The sequence below is a fragment of the Parabacteroides sp. ASF519 genome (genome assembly GCF_000364265.2).
In the GTDB taxonomy this organism is placed as follows: Bacteria; Bacteroidota; Bacteroidia; order Bacteroidales; family Tannerellaceae; genus Parabacteroides; species Parabacteroides goldsteinii.
Map to the genome: position 1 here is coordinate 4,220,380 of NZ_AQFV02000006.1, position 23,148 is coordinate 4,243,527.

Annotated in this window: 21 protein-coding genes, 1 tRNA gene and 1 pseudogene; 15 read left to right on the forward strand and 8 right to left on the reverse strand. The window is 43.4% G+C overall.

The genetic code is table 11. The features are described 5' to 3' along the window. Positions 1 to 123 precede the first annotated feature (123 nt). From C825_RS16660 to C825_RS16670, 3 genes are all read right to left on the reverse strand, one after another. Positions 124 to 438, reverse strand: a complete 315-nt coding sequence (locus C825_RS16660; protein WP_010803306.1) for a hypothetical protein — start codon at positions 436 to 438, stop codon at positions 124 to 126. Positions 439 to 606: 168 nt separating this feature from the next. Then, positions 607 to 1,068, reverse strand: a complete 462-nt coding sequence (locus C825_RS16665; RefSeq protein WP_010803307.1) for a glucosaminidase domain-containing protein — start codon at positions 1,066 to 1,068, stop codon at positions 607 to 609. Positions 1,069 to 1,088: 20 nt separating this feature from the next. Next, entirely contained in the window at positions 1,089 to 1,532 is a 444-nt protein-coding gene (locus C825_RS16670) for an HU family DNA-binding protein (protein WP_010803308.1), read from the reverse strand. Positions 1,533 to 1,790: 258 nt separating this feature from the next. On the opposite strand from C825_RS16670, the gene C825_RS16675 reads away from it, so the two are divergent. From C825_RS16675 to C825_RS16725, 11 genes are all read left to right on the forward strand, one after another. Then, positions 1,791 to 2,015: a DUF4248 domain-containing protein gene (locus tag C825_RS16675; protein WP_010803310.1), complete on the forward strand. Its 225-nt coding sequence runs from the start codon at positions 1,791 to 1,793 to the stop codon at positions 2,013 to 2,015. Between the two features lie 772 nt (positions 2,016 to 2,787). After that, positions 2,788 to 3,288, forward strand: a complete 501-nt coding sequence (locus C825_RS16680) for a winged helix DNA-binding protein (RefSeq protein WP_010803313.1) — start codon at positions 2,788 to 2,790, stop codon at positions 3,286 to 3,288. An 8-nt stretch (positions 3,289 to 3,296) separates the two neighbouring features. Beyond that, positions 3,297 to 4,652 carry a replicative DNA helicase gene (locus C825_RS16685; protein WP_010803314.1) on the forward strand — a complete coding sequence of 452 codons (1,356 nt, stop codon included), beginning with the start codon at positions 3,297 to 3,299 and terminating at the stop codon, positions 4,650 to 4,652. After that, complete coding sequence (locus C825_RS16690; RefSeq protein WP_010803315.1) at positions 4,649 to 6,130, forward strand: DNA primase; 1,482 nt, start codon at positions 4,649 to 4,651, stop codon at positions 6,128 to 6,130. Before C825_RS16685 ends, C825_RS16690 begins: the two co-directional genes overlap by 4 nt. A gap of 35 nt (positions 6,131 to 6,165) precedes the next feature. Further along, entirely contained in the window at positions 6,166 to 7,626 is a 1,461-nt protein-coding gene (locus C825_RS16695) for a capsule assembly Wzi family protein (protein WP_010803316.1), read from the forward strand. Then, a complete protein-coding gene (locus C825_RS16700) occupies positions 7,623 to 8,024 on the forward strand; it encodes a lipocalin-like domain-containing protein (protein ID WP_010803317.1) in 402 nt (133 codons plus the stop codon). Before C825_RS16695 ends, C825_RS16700 begins: the two co-directional genes overlap by 4 nt. Before the next feature lie 183 nt (positions 8,025 to 8,207). Continuing rightward, on the forward strand, positions 8,208 to 10,604 hold the full coding sequence (locus C825_RS16705) for an SLBB domain-containing protein (RefSeq protein WP_010803318.1): 2,397 nt from the start codon (positions 8,208 to 8,210) through the stop codon (positions 10,602 to 10,604). 42 nt (positions 10,605 to 10,646) lie between these two features. Further along, positions 10,647 to 11,756, forward strand: a complete 1,110-nt coding sequence (locus tag C825_RS16710) for a Wzz/FepE/Etk N-terminal domain-containing protein (protein ID WP_010803319.1) — start codon at positions 10,647 to 10,649, stop codon at positions 11,754 to 11,756. Positions 11,757 to 11,781: 25 nt separating this feature from the next. Continuing rightward, complete coding sequence (locus C825_RS16715) at positions 11,782 to 14,043, forward strand: Helicase associated domain protein (RefSeq protein ID WP_010803320.1); 2,262 nt, start codon at positions 11,782 to 11,784, stop codon at positions 14,041 to 14,043. A 57-nt stretch (positions 14,044 to 14,100) separates the two neighbouring features. Next, positions 14,101 to 14,835 carry an AlkZ-related protein gene (locus C825_RS16720; protein WP_010803321.1) on the forward strand — a complete coding sequence of 245 codons (735 nt, stop codon included), beginning with the start codon at positions 14,101 to 14,103 and terminating at the stop codon, positions 14,833 to 14,835. A gap of 217 nt (positions 14,836 to 15,052) precedes the next feature. Continuing rightward, on the forward strand, positions 15,053 to 15,571 hold the full coding sequence (locus C825_RS16725) for a GNAT family N-acetyltransferase (RefSeq protein WP_044214644.1): 519 nt from the start codon (positions 15,053 to 15,055) through the stop codon (positions 15,569 to 15,571). 52 nt (positions 15,572 to 15,623) lie between these two features. Here C825_RS16725 and C825_RS16730 read toward each other — a convergent pair. Continuing rightward, a pseudogene (locus C825_RS16730) lies at positions 15,624 to 16,690 on the reverse strand (alpha/beta hydrolase). A gap of 223 nt (positions 16,691 to 16,913) precedes the next feature. Then, positions 16,914 to 16,987: transfer RNA gene (locus tag C825_RS16735), tRNA-Asp, on the reverse strand. Positions 16,988 to 17,124: 137 nt separating this feature from the next. On the opposite strand from C825_RS16735, the gene C825_RS16740 reads away from it, so the two are divergent. Together C825_RS16740 and C825_RS16745 are read left to right on the forward strand one after the other, a co-directional pair. Next, positions 17,125 to 18,438 carry an aminotransferase class I/II-fold pyridoxal phosphate-dependent enzyme gene (locus C825_RS16740; RefSeq protein WP_010803325.1) on the forward strand — a complete coding sequence of 438 codons (1,314 nt, stop codon included), beginning with the start codon at positions 17,125 to 17,127 and terminating at the stop codon, positions 18,436 to 18,438. A gap of 119 nt (positions 18,439 to 18,557) precedes the next feature. Beyond that, entirely contained in the window at positions 18,558 to 19,154 is a 597-nt protein-coding gene (locus C825_RS16745) for a YqgE/AlgH family protein (RefSeq protein WP_010803326.1), read from the forward strand. Positions 19,155 to 19,158: 4 nt separating this feature from the next. On the opposite strand, the gene C825_RS16750 is transcribed toward C825_RS16745, so the two are convergent. From C825_RS16750 to recR, 3 genes are read right to left on the reverse strand one after another with little or no spacing between them, the layout of a single operon-like run. Then, complete coding sequence (locus tag C825_RS16750) at positions 19,159 to 19,692, reverse strand: GNAT family N-acetyltransferase (RefSeq protein WP_010803327.1); 534 nt, start codon at positions 19,690 to 19,692, stop codon at positions 19,159 to 19,161. A 1-nt stretch (position 19,693) separates the two neighbouring features. Next, positions 19,694 to 20,869, reverse strand: a complete 1,176-nt coding sequence (locus tag C825_RS16755; RefSeq protein ID WP_010803328.1) for a glycosyltransferase family 2 protein — start codon at positions 20,867 to 20,869, stop codon at positions 19,694 to 19,696. Between the two features lie 10 nt (positions 20,870 to 20,879). Further along, entirely contained in the window at positions 20,880 to 21,503 is a 624-nt protein-coding gene (gene recR / locus C825_RS16760; RefSeq protein ID WP_007659371.1) for a recombination mediator RecR, read from the reverse strand. Between the two features lie 365 nt (positions 21,504 to 21,868). Between recR and C825_RS16765 the strand changes: the two genes are divergently transcribed. Together C825_RS16765 and C825_RS16770 are read left to right on the forward strand one after the other, a co-directional pair. Next, entirely contained in the window at positions 21,869 to 22,090 is a 222-nt protein-coding gene (locus C825_RS16765; RefSeq protein WP_044214645.1) for a DUF6132 family protein, read from the forward strand. Positions 22,091 to 22,099: 9 nt separating this feature from the next. After that, positions 22,100 to 23,134: a TQO small subunit DoxD gene (locus C825_RS16770; RefSeq protein WP_010803329.1), complete on the forward strand. Its 1,035-nt coding sequence runs from the start codon at positions 22,100 to 22,102 to the stop codon at positions 23,132 to 23,134. Positions 23,135 to 23,148: the final 14 nt, after the last annotated feature.

Consider the following 23,148-nt stretch of genomic DNA (forward strand, 5'->3'; position numbering starts at 1 on the left):
TAGTAGTCATAAATAATTTATGACTAAAGATTACTTTAAAATAACTGGAAAAGCCTGTTATCACCCTTCCATACCAAAGAAGATAACAGACTTTTTACATAAGTGATGACGCTTTAGCAGCGCTCATGCAGTAAATAATTTGTACAGCCCCCCGATCAGTCCTGCAGCCATCAGGCTGTAACCGGCAATGTCTATGGGTTCGACACGTTGTTTGGTTCCCCAGTCGCCCTGGTGGAGAGCGAGAGTATCGCTCCGATAGCTGTCAGCGTCACTTCCGTCTGCTCCATCAGGAGAGACAGCAGGGTGATCGCCATCAGGAACAGGACAAGGATAGGGATGGGGACAAGGACAGTCACCGGCTGCCGTTTTTTGTCTGCGGGGAAAGATGATCCGGACAAGGCTGGTGAGAAAGTTGAGAATGATTTCAAGAGTTTTCATTTTGCATATATTAATATTTAGAAATAATTGAGCTATCCCGTTCCCGTGCTTGACACGGGATCGCAAAGGCACAGACCGTATCCTATAATATCTTTTGATACCGCCAGTTCTCTTGCGGCCCGTGTCAAGCACGGGGACAGGATAGTTCAAATCTGATAAAAGGTGAACTCAGCAAACAGTATATCTTTCGATCGTCCGGCAGATCGACACCAGCATCCTTTGATAAGCAGCACGGTTGTCACCGTTCACTTCGCTGATGTATTTACTGTAAGCGATCTCTTTGGCATAGGCCGAAGGATGGGCACTGAGCGAGGCAGCCACCGGATAACCAGTGTGGATCAGACGGGCGAAGTCCATAAAACTGTCTTCCGCCGATTCGTAGGTGCGGAACCAGAGGGAAACATGGCCACCGTTTTCAGAAAGATCAGTCTTTTTGCCTTTCCAGAAAGCATTGGGACGTCCGTAAGCGGTGATACCGAAGAAGTTGTTATGCTCCTTTGCCAGGGTGCTTTCCCCCCACCCTGTTTCGATGGCCGATTGGGCTAGGATAACAACCGGATTGATTCCGAAACATTCCCCCGCCTTTTGAGCGGGGAAAAGATATTGTTTGATAAATTCCTGTTTTAACATAACGGATAATTGATACGTTACTACTCGATTTCCGGACGGTCCGAACCACCTCCTGTAGGCGGAGTGACCGTTTCGATATCCATCTTTTCATATTTGGCATTCTTGCGGATCTCATTGAGCATGGTGCCCGGTGAGAAGACGATACGAGCCTTGTTGAAGAGGGAGACATTGAAGTCCTTTTCGTTCTCAATACCCTTGCTGCCGGCAACCATACGGAAGTTACCCAGGCGGCCCATCTGGATCACATCGCCTTCTTCCAGGCGTTCTTCCATGACGGAAAGGAGACCTTCGATGACAAGCATCACATCACCGATAAAAGCGGTGCTTCGAACAGCGATCAGATCACAGAGTTTGTTGAAATCGAGTTTCTTCAATGAACGGACCTGTGCATAAAATAATTTGGAACCTTCGGCAGCGTCTTTGCGCATGTCGGGACGTTTTACTAAGTGAAAACTTAAAGCCATGGGAATAATTTTTTAATTTGACAATGTGCCAATATGCCAATGGAAATACTCCGAAAGCTATTGACGGTTAACTGGTTGGTTATCGATAACATGACAAAGATAAGGTGCAGGAAAAACGGCTGTGACATGAAATGTCATCATCGGCGGCGAAGGGTTTAATAAGTCCGTATAAATATATAAATAATGCGCATAAACTTTGAATTTCATTTCTTTATGTGGATTTAATTTCTTATCTTAGTAAGACTAAATCATAAGAATATGGACGAAGAAAAATTCAAAATCCGCAGTTACGGATGGACAGAACTGGCACTCTGTTACAACCCGGATTTGCATCCGAACTCAGCATCGCGTTTGTTGCATCGCTGGGTGGTAAGAAACGAAAAACTGGTCAAAACATTAAAAACTGTCGGCTTCTGCGAACGGCAACGGAAACTGACCCCGAAACAAGTCGGGGTGATTGTCGATTTCCTGGGAGAACCTTGATAATTGAAAATTTGAAAGTCCCTTATTTCGAAGATAAAAGATATATCTTTTGAAGATGAAATAAGGGACTTTTGAATGCAAAAGATATAATGTTGTTTTGAGGAAAAAGGAGATCGGTTTAGATAGCATAAAAATGTTGTTTTGCAGCATAACACTAAATAATTATGCGCAAACCGATTAATAAGAATAAAAAAAAAGGACGATAAACATGTTCCTGAAGAATATGTGGTTTTTATGATTGCACTCTTTGCCGGACTGAAACAGAACGGTCTATTGGGTGGTTATTCATACAAGAAAATAGCTGAATTTATAAATCCGTTTTTCAAATTCAAATATGCATCGAGTACCGTTTGCAAAAACATGAAACTATTTGACAAATATTCGGATTATTACACTGAAATACAAGATCTTATAAAAACAATAAAAAACAAGAACAAATCAACCGACAATAAATACTAATTTATTAATTCGCTGTAAAACAACATTTTAAAAGACACAAAACGAATTAAATTGGTTCCACAATTCGGGAATGTTCATGATTACCTTTGTATTAGCAAAATGAAATACGCTCTTTGATTCCTTAAAAGCTGAAAAAAATGCCGGAGGCCTTATATTTCTTTATAAAGAATATTCTTTCTATATTTAAAGAGAAAAATAAAGCCGTCACCGAAGTCTAATATAGTAACCTATTAAACCATTTGTTATCAACCAATTAAAGGAAGCAATCCGTAATAATGCGCTAATAAAAAGTATTAACTAAAAAATTAGTATCATGAAAGCTGTCAAAATCATTGAAAATGAAAGCGTTGCATTAGATTACTTGGGGAATGCCTTCATAAAGATTCCCAGAAGTATCATAGACCGCTTGAACAGCGTCCGGTTGGTTGAACGCCAGATGGCTCGTTTGCATTTATGTCTGTTCGGACTGTGTTATCACACTGACGGATATGTAATGCTGGACAATCGCAAAGTCTATTGTCGACGGGGTGAATATGTCGGAACACAACGTCGGTTGGCTGAAGTTGCAGGAATCAATCCCGGGTCATTGAGTCGGTTGATTGACAAAATGGTGAAATTACAATTGATCTCTGTTACTCACATTCCGGGAGGAAGCCGTATATGGGTAAAAGGATACGCTGCTTTTACCTGGATACAAGAAAGCAAAGAGACTCAAAAAAATGCATCGAACACAAACGCTTCCGCCCAAATGGCGGAAGCCGAAAGAAACATGGGCGGACGAAGCATGCAGAATCCTACAAATCAACCTAATTAATGACGCTTATGGAAACTATAGAATCTGTACGCCAGGTGGAAGAGGCTGTGATCTGTGTACTTTTGTCTTCCGAATCTGCCATATGGCAAGTTGCTCCGGTTCTGAAACCGGAAATGTTCAGCGACCCGTTATTCGCATTTGTCTACAAAGCCATCTGTTCCCTGAACAGCCGGGGTGAAAAAGCGGATCTGGTAACCACCGATATCGAGATGCGTTGTCTGGATGAAAAACGCTGGAAAGAAATGAACGGGATTGCCATCGTCAACGCTGCCATGACGCAGATACGCCATACCGGCAACCTGATGCAATATACCGAAGAGGTGAAACGGCAGTATATGCTTCGCCTGCTGGGTGCTTTGTTCACTACCTTGCAAGCAAAGGCAAACCGTTTCGATTCCTCCTACACGGCTCTGATCGAAAAGGCGGAATCGTCATTGATGGAACTGCGGGAAACCTGTATTGTCGGCAAACAAGTCAGCCGGATCGGAAAAACAGCCAACGAGGTATTGAACATGCACCGTGAACGCATGGAAAACGGAGTGGATACGATGCGCATCAAGACGGGACTGGAAGAGTTCGACTATGTGACCGGAGGACTTTACAACGGCGAACTCACCGTTGGGGCCGGACGTCCCGGCGACGGCAAGACAGCCATAGCCATGCAGATTGCCATGAATGTGGCCCTGTCGGGAAAACATGTCTGTTTCTTCAGCATGGAAATGACCGGTTTGCAAACGATGAACCGTCTGTTTGCCGGATTCGGAGGGGTAGATGCCAACCGTTTGCGTATCACAGGTGCTAACCCGGAGGATTTGTTGAAGATGGAAAAAATGGCGGGTGAGTTCCAGGACCTTCCGTTATATTTTGACTATACTCCGACAAACACGCTGGAAAATATCCGTGCCCAGGTGATGTTACAGAAGCGCAAAAAGCAATGCGACCTGGCGATTGTGGATTATCTACAGGTGATGAAAATGGAAAAGCAGGGGTGGGAAAATGCGAACCAGACGGTCGGATACAATATACAGGGATTCAAGCAAATGGCACAGGATGCCAATATCCCGGTTCTTGTCCTTTCGCAAATGAACCGTAACAGTATGAACTCCAACGATAAGGCGCATATCCCGAATTTGCACGATTTACGTGATTCGGGCGTGATCGAACAGGTGGCGGACTGTGTTTATTTCGTTTATATCCCCGAACGTTACGGGATTACCCAGGATGAAGTCACCGGGGAGAGCCTGAAACAGGTCGGAAAACTATACATAAGAAAAACACGTAACGGATCGACCGGGATTGCCCGTTACCGCTATAATGAGAGTTATACCCGCATCACGAACTATAATATCCGGAGAAGATCATGACAAAGATAGAAATAGAACAACTGAAAGCTTCATACCCTATCGAAAATGTGATCGGAGAGACGGTAAAACTGGAACGAAAAGGGACCAACTATGTAGGACTTTGCCCGTTCCACGAGGATCATCATCCATCGCTGGTGGTGAATCCTCAAAAACAGACTTTTAAATGTTTTGCCTGCGGAGAACATGGAGATGTGATCGAATTTATAGAGAAGACGGAACATTGTAATTTCATGGAGGCGGTGGGGAAATTGAAAATTGAAAATCGAGAATTGAAAATTAATAAGAAAAACGCGAACCCTGTCGACAGAGATAACGACGCGAAGCAATTTTCAATTAAAAAGAACTTACAGTTCTTTTCTACCCTTCTCCCCTACGCTTGCGGTTATACGGAGTTAACGCCTGCTTATCTTGATTTTGAGGTCGGACAATCTCCTGTGAATGTTCCGAAAGAATGGTATGCGATGCGCAACCGGGTAATCTTTCCGATCCGCAACGAAGCCGGTGAGTTGATAGCTTTTGCCGCTCGCAGGCTAACGGACAATAATTCGGAAGAGCCGAAATATATCAATACATCCACTGCCAACGGATATAAAAAGAGCGAAAACCTCTATGCCCTTCACCGGGCGAAAGAGGCAATTGCGGGGAAAGGCTTTGTGTTTGTAGTGGAAGGATATAAAGATGCGATCGCGATGCATGCGGCCGGATTTTCCAATACAGTAGCATTATGCGGAACGGCCCTGACAACCGGACAGATTGCATTGCTGAAAAAGTACACGAGCCGGATTTGTCTGTTACTGGATGGCGACAAGCCGGGCCGGGAGGCTGCCCGCAAAATATCTTTATCGCTCAATCCGTATTCGATGGAGGTACAGACGATCTTTTTACCGGAAGGGGAAGATCCGGATTCTTTATTCCGGCGGTCGGGCAAAGAGGCTTTTGTTTCCCTGATCGATAAGTTTCTGTCGAAACCCCATTTATCGGAAGAAATGCTGCTGACGGCTTGCCTGTTGTTTCCGGAGACTCTTTATATGTTCAAAGGTTCTTCTTGTCTTTTTACGGAATTAGTGAAAAGTATCCTGCAAACGGATGATTTGCTTTTTGAAAATAAGGAGAACCGGATGATACTGGAGCATTTGGGAACAGGGAATCCGGAACCGGGATTAACGCCTGCGTTAAAAAGCATAGTAAATGAATTGCATGTCGAATACGACCAGTTGGTTTACAATGAAAAGGAATTATTCGGGGCGCTTTATCCGGAGGCATCCAATATCCTGAATATCTATCTGACCCGGTTATTATTTCTGTATCTGGAAAACCGTATCCTACAGGAAATACAAAAAAGCGTACACCGGTTATTGGAAACCGATCCTAAAAAGAAAAAGATACGTCTCGATATCCTTGTCAATATAGCCAAACGGCGGGAACAGTTGCGGCACGTTTCGGAAAATCTGGACAGACCGGGGGCAGTTTGGGGATGATGGGGACTGATTCAAATCATTCTAATCAATAACAAATGAAATTAATATCAAACTTACTTCTTTGGGGAGGCATTCTACTGCTTCCCCTAACCTCTTATGCTCAGTTTACGAAAGGGCTGAGTTATCGGGCGGAGACCGGTGTCAGCTTTAGCGGAGGCGAACATACCCCTTTCTGGCTGACTGCAAACAAGCAGGGACTGTCATCTATCGAAAAGAATAACGGTTATCTGCGTGTAGGTGTTTTTCGGGAGTTGGAAAACGATAAACGCTTCTCATATGCTTTGGGAGCGGATCTGGCTGTGGCTTACAATTTTACATCGACTTTCGTGGTGCAACAATTGTATGCGGATCTGAAATATCGTTGCCTGGGGGTGAGTATCGGAAGTAAGGAGCGGTATAGCGAGTTTAATAATCCGTTACTGAGTAGCGGTGGACTGACATTTTCGGGAAATGCCCGTCCGATTCCGCAAGTGCGTATCGGTATTCCGGAATATACGCTCGTTCCGGGAACAAAAGGTTGGTTGGCTTTTAAAGGGCATATCGCTTATGGTATGTTTACGGATGATGGTTGGCAGAAAGATTTCGTAGCTCCGGAAGGTAAACATACGGAACATGTGCTTTATCATTCCAAGGATTTATATGTGAAGATCGGTAATCAGGAAAAGTTTCCTTTGATCTTTGAAGGAGGGCTGGAGATGGCTGCTCAATTCGGGGGAAATGCGTTTAAGGGAAATGGAAAGATTGATATGCCGAATGGGATAAAAGATTTCTTTAAAGTGTTTATTCCGAGTGGGGGTAGCAGTGATACACCGATGGGAGAACAAACGAATATTTATGGAAATCATTTGGGGAGTTGGAATTTTTCACTGACGTGGTATGCTTCAAAAGATTGGACAATTCGTCCCTATTACGAACATTATTTCGAAGATCATTCGCAGATGTTCGGAGAATATGGTTGGAAGGATTGCCTGGCTGGAGTGGAAATAACGCTTCCTAAGAATCCGGTGATCGGTAGTTTCGTTTATGAATATATTTCTACAAAGGATCAGACCGGTGCTGTCTATTGGGATCATACACCGGAAATACCGGAGCAGGTAAGTGGTGCGGATAATTATTATAATCATGGTATTTATACCGGTTGGCAGCATTGGGGACTGGGGATCGGAAACCCACTCGTCATGTCTCCGATTTATAATACAGATGGTGATATTAGTTTTAAAAGTTCACGTATGCAAGGACATCATTTCGGGATCATGGGAACCCCTTGTGCCGATTTGCAATATCGTGTCCTTTTATCAGTAACCCGTAATTGGGGTACTTATGGCGTACCATTCTATGAGATCAAAAAGAATGGCAATGCGTTAGTAGAATTAACCTATACCCCCCATCAGTTAAAAGGCTGGGACTTTACAGCATCGCTGGGTGTTGACAGAGGCGGGATGTTGGGTAAAAGTGTTGGTGGCATGTTAACAATCAGAAAAACGGGATGGATATGATGACTTTAATAAATACGAAGAAAAGATATATAGTGGCGGTGTTGCTGGCCCTGATAGTCAGTGCCTGTGGGAAAATGCCGATCAATGGAGACCTGGATGGTCGCTGGCAGATCATGAAAATAGAATATGCGTCCGGCGTGGAAGAGGCTCCGGAACGGGCTTATTACAGCGTGGCTTTGCATACAATCAACTTGATGAAGGTTGATGTAACCAGTCAGACCGGCAATATGGAATATACCGGAGATTCACTTTTTGTGGTTATGCCGGTCAGCAAAGTTGAAGATTTGTTACCATTTGGCATGAACGGGACGGAGCAACGCTTCGGCGTCAAAGAATTAACATCAAAGTATCTAGTATTACAATCGGATTATGCCCGATTGGAGTTCAGGAAGTTTTGATTCAGAAATTATCAGAATTGAACTATCCTGTCCCCGTGCTTGACACGGGGCCGCAGAAGAACCGGCAGTATCAAAATATACATATAGGATATGGTCTGTGCCTTTGCGATCCCGTGTCAAGCACGGGAACGGGATAGTTTAATTATTTTCTAAAACCGAAATAACAACAAAACAAATAACAATATGAATATCGTAATCAGAAATGTATTATTGGGGGGATTACTGTGGTTGGCGGTTCCATTGTCGGCGCAGGTATCCCAGGATTTGATCGACAAGGCAAAAGCTGCCGGTATGACGGATGAACAGATCCGTCGGGAGATGAATAAACGGATGGGGCAATCCGGTACGGAACAGGCTACACGTACAGCCTCGGATGCGGTGGTTACAGATCGTACGGTTGTCGTTCCGGATGGAAAGGTGATACCTCCTTTGGATGCCCAGCGAGAAGCCAATCGTCCGGCGGGAGATTTAAGCGGAACCGTGTTCGGCCGTGAAATATTTTCAAACAAGAATCTGTCCTTTGAACCTAATCTGAATGTACCGACTCCTAAAGGATATGTTTTATCCGCAGGAGACGAATTGCTGATCAATGTATGGGGAGATTCAGAACTGAATCTGAAACTGAAGGTTTCTCCCGAAGGAACAATTCTTATCCCTAATCTAGGGCCGGTATCTGTCAGCGGACTGACTATCGAAACTGCTGAAAACCGTATCCGACAGGAATTAGGACGGATCATGTCTACCTTGTCAGGAGATACGGATGGGGCTAATACGTTCGTATCCGTTAGTCTAAGCCAGATACGTAGTATCAAAGTGAACATAGTAGGTGAAGTCGTTGCTCCGGGAACCTATACGCTTCCATCGTTTGCTACTTTGTTTAATGCGTTGTATGCAGCAGGAGGTGTAAATGAAATCGGTTCACTTCGCGGAATAAAAGTCTATCGGAATAGTAAGGAAGTGGCTAAACTGGATGTGTATGATTATCTCCTGAACGGCAAATACAATACGAATATCCGTCTGGAAGAGAATGATATGGTGATCGTTTCTCCTTATGACCAATTGGCTGTAGTACAGGGAAAAGTAAAACGTAATCGTATTTTTGAGTTGAAAAAGGGCGAAACACTCTCACAGTTATTGAATATGGCCGGAGGCTTTACCGGGGATGCTTACAGGAAAGATGTCCGTATCAAACGAAAAGCCGGTAGCCGCTACCAGATAGCAACTGTTACGGAAGATAAATATCCTACTTTTGCGATGATGGATGGCGATTCTTTGTTGGTAGACTCTGTAATTCCTTTTTATGAAAACCGTCTGACAGTGACGGGGGCAGTCTGGCGTCCGGGAGAATATGAATTGAATGGTGCAGTTCATACGGTCCGTCAACTGGTTGATCAGGCAGCCGGTTTGAAAGGGGATGAGTTTGCTGGTCGTGCCCAGATCACCCGTTTGAATCCGGACTTTACAACGACTGTCATAGCCGTAGATATCCGTGGTATCCTGAACGGTACTGCTCCCGATATGGAACTAAAGCCGGAAGACCAATTGAGCATTCCATCCCTGTTTGACCTTCGCGAGCCTTATACGATCAAAGTAAGCGGAGCGGTAAATTACATAGATACAGTTCTTCCTTACCGGAATAACCTGACCGTTGAAGATGCCATTATGATGGCTGGCGGTTTAAAGGAATCCGCAGCAACAGTCAATGTGGAAGTTGCCCGTCGTATTAAGGATACAAAGACGTACGAAAATACTAACCGTACAGCAGAAGTATTCAACTTTGAATTGAACGATAATTTGGGATTAATCTCTACGGATGGAAAGAAAAGCGATACGGTCTTTACATTAGAACCGTTTGATGAAGTGTATGTGCGTTTCTCACCGGGTTATCAGGAACAACAGGTGGTGAAGATAGGGGGTGAAATCACTTTTGCCGGCGATTATGTTCTGGCCGAAAAGAACTCCCGTCTGAGTGATATTATCACCAAAGCCGGAGGAATAACTCCCGATGCCTATGTAAAAGGAGCAAGTCTGAAACGCCAGCTGACAGAGGATGAGATGCGTCGCCTGGAAACTCTGCTGCAACTGAGTGCAAATAAGCAAAGCCGTGACTCGGTAGCTTTGTCACTGGAAAACATCAAAGACTATTCAGTGGGTATCGATTTGGAAAAAGCCCTGGCGAATCCGGGAAGTGCCCATGATGTGGTGCTACGTGACGGGGATGAACTTTATATTCCGCAATTCCAGAGTACAGTGAAGATAAGTGGAGCTGTAACTTATCCGAACAGTGTGACGTATACAAATGGAATGTCTGTAAAAAGTTGTTTGTCGCAAGCCGGAGGATACAACGATATTGCCCGTAAATATCCGATCGTAATCTATATGAATGGTAAAGTGGCAACGACTAAGAGGCGTTTTATCTTCTTCAAGCACTATCCAAAAGTGGAGCCCGGCAGTGAAATCGTTGTTCCCGCCAAAACGCAGCAAGATCGCAAAACAAGTTTGGCAGAAATCTTGAGCATCACCAGTTCGACCACATCGATGGCTGCAATGATAACCTCTATCATCAACACACTGAAATAATTATCAATTTTCAATCTTTAATTATCAATTAACAAGGTGGATATGATTCAAATGAACGCTCCTGATATGGATACAAACGAGCAGGAGATAGATTTAATAGAGTTGGCTAAACGGCTATGGGGGGAACGCAAGTTCTTGTTCAAATGCTGTGGAGTCGCGATAGTTGTGGGATTGGTGGTTGCTTTTAGTATACCGAAAGAATACAGTACGACAGTAAAGCTGGCACCTGAAACGTCTGATCCGTCTAAAAAGATGGGAAATCTGGGAGGATTAGCAGCCATGGCAGGGATAAACCTAAACAGTACTTCGGGAGCGGATGCCATCTCTCCGGACCTGTATCCGGATGTAGTCAGCAGTATTCCTTTTTTACTGGAGTTATTCCCCGTACAAGTGACAAATGAGAAAGGTGATTATTCTGCATCTTTATATGATTATATGAATGAGGATCAGAAAAGTGCATGGTGGAGTTATGTGGTACAGGCTCCGTTCAAGCTGTTGGGTGTTGTGAAAGATTTGTTCTCAAAAGAAGAACCGGTAAGTAGTGGAGAATTGACTTCTTTCAGGTTAACAAAGGAACAGGCAGATGTCATAAATGCGTTACAGGAACGCATCTCCGCTTCTGTGGATAAAAAGACATCAGTAATCACAGTCTCCGTTCAGATGCAAGACCCGTTGATCTCTGCGAATATCACTCAAATTGTTTTGGAAAAACTTCAGGGATACATCACAAATTACCGTACCCAGAAGGTAAAGCAAGACCTTGAATTCACAGAGAAAGTGTTCAGTGAAGCCAGGGAGTCCTACTACAAAGCACAACGTGCCTATGCGGCTTTTGAGGATGCCAACAAGAATATCATCTCTGCCAGCTACCGCACGGAACAGGAACGTTTAAAGAATGAAATGACATTAACCTTCAATGTTTACAATACATTGGCCCAGAAGCTGGAACAGGATAAACTCCGGGTACAGGAACAGACACCGGTGTATACAATAATACAACCTGCCACAGTTCCTTTAAAAGCAGCTTCTCCCAAGAAGCCGCTGATCCTGATCGGATTTGTATTCCTTGCCATATTCGGCGGAATCGGTTATTTGTTTATCAAAGACCTTTTCAAACCCCAAGAGGAAACTGAGGTTTTAGAGGTTGAATGATTTCTGAAATTGACATATTTTCTCAATGTCACTCTGCGATCTTTATCATTCTTATCATTATTTTGTCACTGAAAAATCCGGCTGTCTGCTGGTAGGCTTCAGGGAAGATTCCGTTACTTTCATTGTGAAAGAGGTATGGAATAAGGAGCCTGTCGGCTTGCCGGAAGTGGATGGGCTGTATTCTGAAATGCAGCGGATCGGGGAAATGTGCAGCTGTAACCAGTTCCGTATCCTGGCTCACGGCGGTTATCTGCCGGAGGCACTTTCCTTTGAACTGCACGGACTGACAGTTTCGGATGAAAGCTATCTGAAAAGCTTGGAAACAGGAAAGCATATTGAACTGTTTTCACATAATGAAGCGGCTTACCGGGCCATTGAGGAAGGATTCAAAACAAACAGGATCGGAGCGGTTGTACAGGCGACCGGAACAGGAAAATCCTACCTGATTGCCCGCTATATCGTCAATCATTCGGAAGATGATATAGTGGTTATCGCTCCTAACGTTACGATCATTGCCGAGATCAAAAAAGCAATCGGCAGGACAATGCCGCATGTCGCCTACCGGACTTTCCAGGCATTAGTCCTGAATCGTGGAACAGTGGGTGAACTCAAAGCGGATCATATCATTATCGACGAGTTCCATCATTTCGGAGCGGAGGTATGGGGAAAAGCCGTACAGGAAGTCATTGATAACAATCCGGAGGCCCGTGTACTGGGAATGTCGGCAACCCCGATACGTCCTGAAGAGATGCTCGATACGGTAGAAGTCTATTTCAAGGGGAACCTGTTCCATGAACTGTCTTTGTCTATGGCCTGGTATTATAAGATACTGCCTGTTCCGGTTTTGGTGCAGAGCGTATTCGATCTGAACAATCAGTTGGACAAAGTACAGCGTATGCTGAACAGGAGCGACTGTACATCTGAAAGGCGTAAGCGTATTCAAGACAAAATAGATTTTGCCCGACTGGATTTTCGCGGTTCGTTGAGTGCATCGGAACTGATCCGGCATTATTTGCCGAAAGAAGTAAAGAAAATGCTTGTCTTCTGTAAAGACAAGGAAGATCTTCAGCATATGATTCCCGAAGTCTCGAACTGGCTCGGACAGGCAGGCTTTGAGACGGAAACATTCGAGATCCATAACGGGCTGAGTAACCGGGAGAATGAAAAGACGTTGCGTCGTTTCCGTAGGGAAACGGGAAAACTGCATGTACTTTTCTCCATAAACATGCTGATCGAAGGGTTGCATGTGGAAGGAGTAGATGCCGCCATGTTCCTGCGACGGACGGAATCGTATGTGGTTGCCTTGCAACAGTTGGGCCGTTGCCTGAAAGCAGGTTCGGACCGTCATCCGGTGGTGCTGGACTTCGTCAATAACCTTTCGGGTCGTTCTGTTTATGAGGCGATGTCAAGGGAGTTGGCTTATCATCCGGCAATCCGTGCCCCGAAAAGCTTTAAAGGTTTTATGGAATTTGAGGTAACGGGATTCCTGTCTGATATCCGTGCCCGTGTGGATGATATGCTGGCGGAGTTGGATGCGTGGCCGGTGATGTATGAACGACTGATCGAATATAAGGAGCGTGAAGAACGCTGGCCACAGGCAGCCGAAGGGAAGCTGGGAAACTGGTGCAATACCCAACGGATTGCCCGGAAGAAAGGGACACTGTCGGAAGATTATATCTTGCAGTTGGACCGGATCGGTTTCGAATGGGAAGTACAGGATAGTCGTTGGATGAACTGCTTTGAAGAACTGAAAGCATTTATGGCTATAGAACACCGTTGTCCCAAACGCGGTGAAAACAAACTGAATACCTGGTGCAACACCCAACGGCAGGCACGAAAGAAAGGTATCCTTTCCAATGAAAGAATCCGGTTGCTCGATTCGATCGGGTTCTGGTGGGAACAGGATCTGGATTCGCTTTGGACGGAGAACTGGCAGCAAGTACTTGCCTACTACAAAAAACATAAACGCTGGCCCAAAAGCAATGAAGGTAAAGCCGGCAGCTGGTGTAACACCCAGCGCAAGAACCGGAAACAAGGTTTACTTTCAGCTGAACGCATCGCCCGGATGGAAGCCGAAGGTTTTATCTGGACTATCGATGATATCTGGATGGAAAACTATGAAAAACTACAGCAATTCTTCTCAGAAAACAACCGCTGGCCAACCGCCCGTGAGAACAAACTCGGCAGTTGGTGTTTCGTACAACGCAGAGCCTTGAAAAAAGGTGAACTCCCTCCTACCCGTAAAGATCTTCTGGATAAGATTGCATTCCCCTGGAGTCTGAAATAATTTATCTTTAATCATATAATAACATATGGTTTAAGCGTAATTTCATATATTTGCCGCATGACAAAGATTTATCGCTGCAAAGATTTGGAAAAGATGGTTTTAAAGATGGGATTTCTCCCCTTCTTTGCTAATGATATTACGGACTTTTCCATTGAAGAATTTACCCCGCAGGAATTATGGTTTTCCGATGAAGAAGAGGGTCCGTGGGAATGGAAAGGGCCTGTTATCCGAAATTTCAATTGTGCTTATGGGAAACTCTTTCAGAAGAAAGCAGGGTTTGTCAGCATGGAATGGTTTCCGGAACTTATAAACTACAGGCGTGCTATGTACAATCTGAAAGCGGAACCTTTACAAAGTATGGGTAACGTTATTTATAAGACAGTCACAGAGCATGAGTCCCTCCTATCCAAAGAGATAAAAGCGTTGTGCGGTTACAAGAAGCAGCCGGTCAAAAGAAGTGTCAATCCGTTCGATTCATGGGAGACAAGCGAAACACAGGCTTTACTTAAAAAGACAAAACCGAAAGGAGATGGATTTGAAACAGTCATAACCCGGCTGCAAATGGGAACATGGCTCGTTGTGGCTGATTTCGAATACCGATATGACAAGAAGGGAGAGCCTTACGGATGGGGTATCGCCAGATATACAACACCGGAAGTACTGTTCGGCAAAGAAAAAGTACAGGCTGCCGGCAACCGGTCACCGGAAGAGTCAAAACAACGCTTAATAGATTACCTCACACAATTATTGCCGCAAGCAACACCGGAGCAAATTCTGAATATACTAGGATAAAGTGCAGTACATAGCGCACAACTGTGCCAAGCCTATGGCACAGTTGCCTCTTTTTATATCAAAATAGGCGAACTACCTACCAGGCGTAAATCTGTCTATGGATTCTCTTTTGTATGGGTATGAGTTTTGTACCTTCCTGATATTTACTAACTTTGAAGAGATAACAAATATAAAAACAGGAGCTTACAGAGTAAATCGCTTCAAAAGCAATAAGTCAATGATAATAAATAACAACGAAATTGTAATAAAATCTATCCAGGAAGAAGATATTCCATTATTTGATAAATGGCTAGATAAAGAATATATAAAAAAATGGTTTGGAGAAAAAGAGGATTGGCTAAACGAAATAAATGAGAGGAATGGGCAATACAGTTTTTTAAAACACTTTATTGTTTACTATAACGACCGGAAAATAGGATATTGTCTTTATGCTGATTGCTTTTTTCTAAAAAGCCTGGAAGAAGAAGGACACGATTTTCAGGAGATGTATGGAGATGTGGCAGAACAAAATCACACTTATGAAATCGGTTATCTGATTGGTGAAGAAGAGTTTTTGAATCGGGGTATCGGAAAAAGAATCATTCAGATACTGGAAGATAAAATTATTGAAATCGGCGGAAAAGAAATAGCCGCAGACCCGGCGGAAGAAAATATTATTTCAATAAAGACCTTACTAAGTAATGGTTTTAAGAAAAAAAGCGACGGAGACTACAGGAAGATCTGCAAAATGCGATAAAGATGATTTCCACAGTAAACTACCGTGGAAATCGTTCTGTCCTTACTCTATATTACAGATATTCATGAAAGAACTGTTCGAGTTTGTCGAACGGAATGATATTCATTTGGTCGTACAAATCCGTATGGTTCGCATCGGGAATAATCAATAGTTCCTTGTTATCACCTTTCAACTTCTTGAACGCATCCTCGCTGAAATAACGTGAATGTGCCTTCTCTCCGTGAATCATCAATACCGCACTACGGATTTCATCGCTGTATGATAGTATCGGCATATTGATGAATGAGAGTGATGAAGTCTTGTTCCAGCCGCCATTCGAGTTAAGCGAACGCTTATGGTAACCACGCTGAGTTTTATAATAACTGTGATAATCCTTCAGAAATTGGGGAGCATCGGAAGGTAATGGGTCCACGACTCCTCCGGCAAGGGCATATGTCCCGTTTCTGTAATCTTCCGTGCGTTGTGCATTAAGCTGTTTGCGAAGTTCATAACGTGCGTCGGCATCCATCGCATCGAAATAGCCATTGGCATTTACACGGCTCATGTCGTACATCGTTGAAGTGACGGTCGCTTTAATACGTGTGTCGATAGCAGCCGCATTGAGTGCCATACCGCCCCATCCGCAAATACCGAGAAACCGATACGTTCCGCATCCACATCGTCGCGGGTGGAAAGATAGTCAACCGCCGCACTAAAATCCTCCGTATTGATATCCGGGGAAGCGACGTAACGGGGTTCACCACTACTCTCACCGGTATAAGACGGATCGAAAGCGATGGTAAGGAAACCACGTTCCGCCAAAGTCTGCGCATATAAACCCGATGACTGTTCTTTCACCGCCCCAAACGGGCCGCTCACAGTGATAGCCGGTAACTTACCTCCGGCATTTTTCGGAATATACAGATCGGCAGCAAGAGTAATGCCGTACCGGTTGTGGAAAATCACTTTCGTGTGATTCACTTTATCACTCTGCGGGAACACCTTGTCCCACTCTTCTGTTAAATTCAAATTCTTTTCCATACTATCGTTATTTAAATGATTGTCTGCCGCAAATAGATTTGCCGTGATGCAAAGACATACAGCCATTGCCATACACTTGTTTTTCAATATTTCCTTCATCTGGTTTATTATTTATGTTCATAAGGCAAAGGTAAAGGCTTATATCGCATTGTCTTGTAGACAAATTACAGATATTATAACCTTAATTACTGAATGTGGGTGTATAAATTAATAAACGATAATATAACTTGATCCGAAACACCTAAAGACAGGAAGCATAACCACATAAAAAATCCCACAAAACAAATGTTTTGCAGGATTTATCTATGCTTATATTATTAAGCGGTCCGGACGGGACTCGAACCCGCGACCCCATGCGTGACAGGCATGTATTCTAACCAACTGAACTACCGAACCAATGTTTTTGTATTGCATCTCTCTCGATTGCGGTGCAAAGGTAGATAATATTTTTAATTATACAACAGTTTCACACAAATATTTCACATTGGATTGATTATTTTTTTACTTTTGTCCTCCATATAAATATAACAGACATGAAGAATACTCCAGTAGATTATCAGACTGCCAGACGAATAATAGATGGCTACGGATTACCGGATTTCGGGAAAGCAACGATTCGTGAAGTTGTTGCCATATCCACACAATTGGAACAGGAAACAAATACCGAGTTCATACACATGGAAATGGGTGTTCCCGGATTAAAAGCGGCACAAGTGGGTGTAGACGCAGAAGTCAAAGCATTACAGAACGGCATCGCTTCCATTTACCCGAACATCAACGGTACGCCGGAAGTAAAAGCAGAAGCCTCCAGATTCATCAAGGCATTCATTAATATAGATATTGCTCCGGAATGTTGTGTTCCGGTAACCGGCTCCATGCAGGGAACATTTGCCTCTTTCCTCACTAGCGGACAATGCACGGAAGGAAAAGACACCATCCTGTTCATCGACCCGGGATTTCCTGTCCAGAAACAACAAATCGTTGTGATGGGCTATAAATACGAATCATTCGACGTATACGAATACCGTGGAGAAAAACTGCGCGCCATCCTGGAAGAACATCTTTCCAAAGGCAATATCGCAGCTATGATCTACTCCAACCCCAACAACCCAGCCTGGTTCTGCCTGACAGACGATGAATTGAAGATTATCGGCGAAATGGCAAACAAATACGATACGATCGTGATCGAAGACCTCGCCTATTTCGCTATGGACTTCCGCAAAGAACTTGGCAAACCGTTTGAAGCACCTTACCAGGCAAGCGTTGCCCATTATACAGATAATTACATTTTACAGATATCCGGTTCCAAAGCATTCAGCTATGCCGGACAGCGTATCGGCGTGACGGCTATCTCCAATAAACTTTACCATCGTGCCTATCCGGGACTGACCAAGCGTTATGGCGGTGGCACTTTCGGTACAGTATATATTCACCGTGTTTTATACGCCCTGTCATCAGGAACCAGCCACTCGGCACAGATTGCATTGGCTGCCATGTTCAAAGCTGCATCCGACGGACAGTTTGATTTTATCTCGGAAGTTAAAGAATATGGACGCCGTGCAGAAAGATTAAAGAAAATCTTTACAGATTATGGTTTTACAATCGTTTACGACCATGACCTCAACGAGCCTATTGCCGACGGTTTCTATTTCACGATCGCCTATCCCGGAATGACCGGCGGACAGTTAATGGAAGAACTGATCTATTACGGCGTAAGTGCTATCTCATTAAGCACGACAGGAAGTAATCAGGAAGGACTTCGCGCCTGCACTTCGTTTATCAAACCGCATCAATATGATCTGCTTGAAGAGCGTTTAAAGCTATTCAAAGAAAATCATACCTTATAATTAACACAAACCCGGCATTTATTTTACACTTATTAACCCAAATGCCGGGTTTTTCGTTTGCTTCTTAACATCAAAAGCCATATATTGTCCCTGTCTAACAACAGTAAGCAATCTTCACTATGGCTACATATAATAACATATTCAAAATTACGCATAATAATCTCCTTCCTGCACAAGGAAGCATACTCATATCAGAACCTTTCCTGCAAGATGCTTATTTCCAGCGTTCTGTTGTTCTACTGGTAGAACATAATACGCAGGGATCGATGGGGTTTGTATTAAATAAGAAAACGGATCTGATTGTAAATACTTTTTTTCCGGAACTGGAAGAGTATCCGGAAATACCAATCTATCTGGGTGGCCCGGTAAGTGCCAACCGGTTGTTCTTTATCCATTCATTGGGAGATCTAATCGTACCCGACTCTGTAAAGATCAAAGACCGCCTGTATTTCGACGGTGATTTCGAAGCATTGAAACGTTATATACAGAATGGCCATTCGATTGAAGGAAAAGTAAAGTTTTTCCTCGGTTATTCGGGATGGACGGAAGGACAGTTGGGAAACGAGATCAATAAAAACTCGTGGGTAGTCAGTCACGCAGCTAAAGAAAATGTATTACTTGCCGATGGAGAAAGTTTCTGGAAGAACTCACTCGAACAGTTAGGCAGTAACTACGAGGCATGGACTAAATATCCGAAAGATCCTTATCTGAATTAAATTATCACACAATTTGTTTATTTACTTTTTGCATCATCAGTACATCAGAATACCCGTTTTCTGTGATGATCCAATCTGTCATGATACCTGTAACGGTAAATCCGCAGCGGGTAAAAAGAGCTTTGCTGGCCTCGTTATCGACGGGTATATGCACATATAACTGATGCAGTTTCAGAAAAGAGAACGCATAATCCATCAGTACATTCATTGCTTCGGTAGCCAATCCGTTTCTCTGATAAACAGGTTCCAGTAAAATACCGATACCGGCACGCCGATGATGCGGTTCGAAATCGTACAGGTCGACAGTACCGACAGCCGCCCCCGTTGAACGGAGCTCGATCATCAGGCGTAACTGCTTCAGGTCGAAGATATCACGATGCGACTCACGAATATACTCTTTCAGTATATAACGCGAATAAGGAGACATTGTATTTCCAAGACTCCAAAGCTCCGGATTATTTTCCCAGCGATACAAAAGTTCCAGATCTTCCGGCTCTAGTGCACGGAGACGGATCGTTTCATTTTCCAGTTGTGCCATATTATTTTCCCGGTGATATTAGTTGTCCGCTTTTTTTACAATAAATATGATAAGTAACTTTCTTGTCGACCAGCGTATCCATAAACAGAAGCATCTGTTCAAAACGGGCATCCGGATAACAAAAAGCATAATCCGTAAACTCCTTCATCTGATTGCGGCGGCAGATAGCATCCATTACACGTTCCTCATCCAGGTCCCAAAGATTTACATGTTCCAGTTCCGGCATCTGTTTTACGCAGGCAGCCTTAATCGCTTCAAAATTTTCCTCACGGCAAACAACCAGTAAGCGTTTATGCTTGCTTTTGGACTTTGGCTTTACTCCCAACAAACGCGATAAAGCAGCCATTGAAGCACGCAACCCGATAGCCAGCCGGATAAAAAATCCCATCAGCCAGCCGGAATGAGGATAATATTTCTTGAAGAAAATCAACATGGCACCGTAAAATGCCTTTACATATTTCATATCGCCATGCTTGGTACTTTCTCCTTTATAATGAAGAATACGCTCGGGGATATAATAGTTTTTATAGCCACCCAACACCATCCGGTACGACAGGTCGATGTCCTCGCCATACATAAAGAAATCTTCATCCAGGAGTCCGGTCTTATCCAGCGCTTCATGGCGCAGCAACATAAATGCACCGGCCAGCACATCCACTTTATGTTGTTTCTCCTTATCCAGATACGCCAGGCTATATCTTGAAAAAACACGGGATTTCGGAAACAACTTCGACAAACCGAAGATCTTACAGAACGAAACCCAGGGAGAAGGAAAACTCCGCTTACTTTCAGGCAGGAATACCCCATGCCCATCCAGCATCTTTACACCTATCCCACCTGCATTCGGATGTTCATCCATGAAGAAACACAGAGTTCGAAGACTCTCCTCGCCTATCACTGTATCCGGATTAAGCAACAAAACATACTCTCCGTTGCATTGACGGATCGCCTGATTATTGGCCTTGGCAAATCCCGGATTATCCTTATTTTCTATAAATATCACTTCCGGAAACCGGGGACGGAGATAATCGACAGAACCATCCGTCGAATTATTGTCCACAACAAAAACCTCAGCATCGAGTCCGGCAACAGCAGCCTGAACCGAATAAAGACATTGTTCCAGGAAATGCTTTACATTATAGTTTACGATGATAACGGAAATCTTGGTTTCGTACATAAGAATCAGATTATATTTTTATTGAGTCATTAAAACTGGTACGGTTCACAATAGAACGTCCCAATGTTATTTCGTCCGCATACTCAATCTCATCACCAATAGAAACACCACGGGCAATGACGGTTATCTTCACATTATAAGGGGATAGCTTGCGATAGATAAAAAAATTGGTCGTGTCCCCTTCCATCGTAGTACTAAGTGCAAGGACAATTTCCTTTACTTCTTCGTTAGCTACCCGCTGCACCAGACTGTCTATCTGCAAATCGCCCGGGCCAATACCGTCCATCGGCGAAATAATCCCTCCAAGAACATGGTAAACACCACGAAACTGCCCGGTATTTTCGATCGCCATTACTTCCTTGATATTTTCAACCACACAAACGGTCGACTGATCCCGTTTAGGATCAGCACAGATAGAACACATCTCATCGTCACAGATATTATGACAGACTTTGCAATACTTCACTTCTTTCCGCAAGGCCAGCAAAGCGGATGCAAAATTTTCCGTATAACCTTCATCCCGGCGTAACATATATAAAGCCAGTCGCAAAGCCGTCTTCCTCCCCACTCCGGGAAGAGAAGCCAACTCATTTACTGCATTTTCCAATAAAGCGGATGGATATTTTTGAGTCATTGATTACCTTTCTTTGACCACAAAGATAGATAATTTCAATCATATCAAATCCGATCGGCCGTTTTTTGCTGAAAATCGACTTCCCGGATAGTAAAGATCCATTCTATCTTATAATGTTTATAAAGTAGACAAACAGGGAATAAAGTCCACTATACGATTTTGTATAAAAATGCGAAGGAGAAAAAAAACTTCACAATAAATCGGTTTTGAAACTGCTGTTGATAGACTTTTTCGTGAAAGTTTGTTACGCCTATATATATTTTCCAGTAGAAACTTGTTTTATTAGAAAATACAATATACGTTTGTATTATAATCCTTGCAAGGGAAAAGATATTAATAACTCAACAACACTAGGAGATTTTACAATGGCAAGAGAATACATCAAAAGACACTGGCTCACATTGCTGGGGATAGCAATAGGCGCACTTGGAGGATTTCTTTATTGGAAATTTATCGGTTGTACAACAGGGACATGCCCTATAACTTCTTCACCAATCAACAGTTCGATTTGGGGAAGCATCATCGGGGGATTACTTTTCAGCTCTTTCCAAAAAGAAAATAAAGTTTCAACAAATAAAGATAAATAACTTATAGATATGGAAATAGAAGAAAAACAGAATATGCAGCAATCATATTCTTTATTCGGAATGTTTACATTTGCACTGCGCCTGGTTGTTGGCTGGACTTATTTTTCCGCTTTCTGGCGAAGGTTGATACTGGAAAATAAATTGATTCCCGACACAGCCGGTTACATTGGAGAAAAATTCAATCATTTTCTTCCCAACTCATTCGGTATAAAGCCTCTCATCGAATATCTCGTATCCAATCCGGAACAGCTCTGGTGGTCGATGGTTATATTTACAATCATTGAAGGAATTGTCGGATTGCTTTTCATGCTCGGCTTCTTTACCCGATTGATGAGTATCGGAGTGTTAAGCCTTGCTACCGGAATATTATTAGGTTCAGGTTGGCTGGGAACAACCTGTCTGGATGAATGGCAAATAGGCGTTCTGGGCATCGCCGCCGGTTTCACGATCTTCCTGTCAGGTGGAGGAAAGTTTTCACTCGATAATAAGCTTATTTCCAGAATATCGCAGTTCAACGAATATGGATGGACACGATGGCTGACCTCCGGTCCACTGCCTGTCAGCCATAATGTATTAGGAAAAATGTCGATCACAGGTGCTACGGCCATATTATTCCTGACACTCCTGACTAATCAGGTATTTCATAACGGAGTATGGGGAAAATTACATAATAAATCTGTCAAACCGAAAATCGAGATATCAGCAGCCGGTCTGGATCAGGATAAACTTTCATTCACCGTTTACCGTGTGGAAGGTGCCGATGTATATGGATCTTTTCTGATCGGTATCACTCTAAAAGATACCAATGGAAATATTATTCTTAACAGGAACGGAGAAGAATTATCCGAATTTCCGGCAAAAGACATCAAAAACAATTATGTGGCAAAAGTTGTTCCAGGTAAACATAGCCTTGTCATACCATTAGGTAGTAAAGCAGAGCTAACGTTAAAGGATAAAGCACTGGCTGATTTGCCAAAAGGAAATTACGAACTTATATTGACAGATATAAGTGGTATCACCTGGAAACAGGATTTGACATATTAATTATCAATATCAAA

Excerpts from the sequence above, each read along its gene's own strand:
- C825_RS16710 (WP_010803319.1), top strand. The coding sequence starts at position 10,647 with ATGATTCAAATGAACGCTCCTGATATGGATACAAACGAGCAGGAGATA.
- C825_RS16660 (WP_010803306.1), bottom strand. The coding sequence starts at position 438 with ATGAAAACTCTTGAAATCATTCTCAACTTTCTCACCAGCCTTGTCCGG.
- C825_RS16740 (WP_010803325.1), top strand. The coding sequence starts at position 17,125 with ATGAAGAATACTCCAGTAGATTATCAGACTGCCAGACGAATAATAGAT.
- C825_RS16750 (WP_010803327.1), bottom strand. The coding sequence starts at position 19,692 with ATGGCACAACTGGAAAATGAAACGATCCGTCTCCGTGCACTAGAGCCG.
- C825_RS16675 (WP_010803310.1), top strand. The coding sequence starts at position 1,791 with ATGGACGAAGAAAAATTCAAAATCCGCAGTTACGGATGGACAGAACTG.
- C825_RS16725 (WP_044214644.1), top strand. The coding sequence starts at position 15,053 with ATGATAATAAATAACAACGAAATTGTAATAAAATCTATCCAGGAAGAA.
- C825_RS16700 (WP_010803317.1), top strand. The coding sequence starts at position 7,623 with ATGATGACTTTAATAAATACGAAGAAAAGATATATAGTGGCGGTGTTG.
- C825_RS16695 (WP_010803316.1), top strand. The coding sequence starts at position 6,166 with ATGAAATTAATATCAAACTTACTTCTTTGGGGAGGCATTCTACTGCTT.
- C825_RS16715 (WP_010803320.1), top strand. The coding sequence starts at position 11,782 with ATGTCACTCTGCGATCTTTATCATTCTTATCATTATTTTGTCACTGAA.
- C825_RS16745 (WP_010803326.1), top strand. The coding sequence starts at position 18,558 with ATGGCTACATATAATAACATATTCAAAATTACGCATAATAATCTCCTT.
- recR (WP_007659371.1), bottom strand. The coding sequence starts at position 21,503 with ATGACTCAAAAATATCCATCCGCTTTATTGGAAAATGCAGTAAATGAG.
- C825_RS16690 (WP_010803315.1), top strand. The coding sequence starts at position 4,649 with ATGACAAAGATAGAAATAGAACAACTGAAAGCTTCATACCCTATCGAA.
- C825_RS16665 (WP_010803307.1), bottom strand. The coding sequence starts at position 1,068 with ATGTTAAAACAGGAATTTATCAAACAATATCTTTTCCCCGCTCAAAAG.
- C825_RS16680 (WP_010803313.1), top strand. The coding sequence starts at position 2,788 with ATGAAAGCTGTCAAAATCATTGAAAATGAAAGCGTTGCATTAGATTAC.
- C825_RS16765 (WP_044214645.1), top strand. The coding sequence starts at position 21,869 with ATGGCAAGAGAATACATCAAAAGACACTGGCTCACATTGCTGGGGATA.
- C825_RS16670 (WP_010803308.1), bottom strand. The coding sequence starts at position 1,532 with ATGGCTTTAAGTTTTCACTTAGTAAAACGTCCCGACATGCGCAAAGAC.
- C825_RS16720 (WP_010803321.1), top strand. The coding sequence starts at position 14,101 with ATGACAAAGATTTATCGCTGCAAAGATTTGGAAAAGATGGTTTTAAAG.
- C825_RS16685 (WP_010803314.1), top strand. The coding sequence starts at position 3,297 with ATGGAAACTATAGAATCTGTACGCCAGGTGGAAGAGGCTGTGATCTGT.
- C825_RS16755 (WP_010803328.1), bottom strand. The coding sequence starts at position 20,869 with ATGTACGAAACCAAGATTTCCGTTATCATCGTAAACTATAATGTAAAG.
- C825_RS16705 (WP_010803318.1), top strand. The coding sequence starts at position 8,208 with ATGAATATCGTAATCAGAAATGTATTATTGGGGGGATTACTGTGGTTG.
- C825_RS16770 (WP_010803329.1), top strand. The coding sequence starts at position 22,100 with ATGGAAATAGAAGAAAAACAGAATATGCAGCAATCATATTCTTTATTC.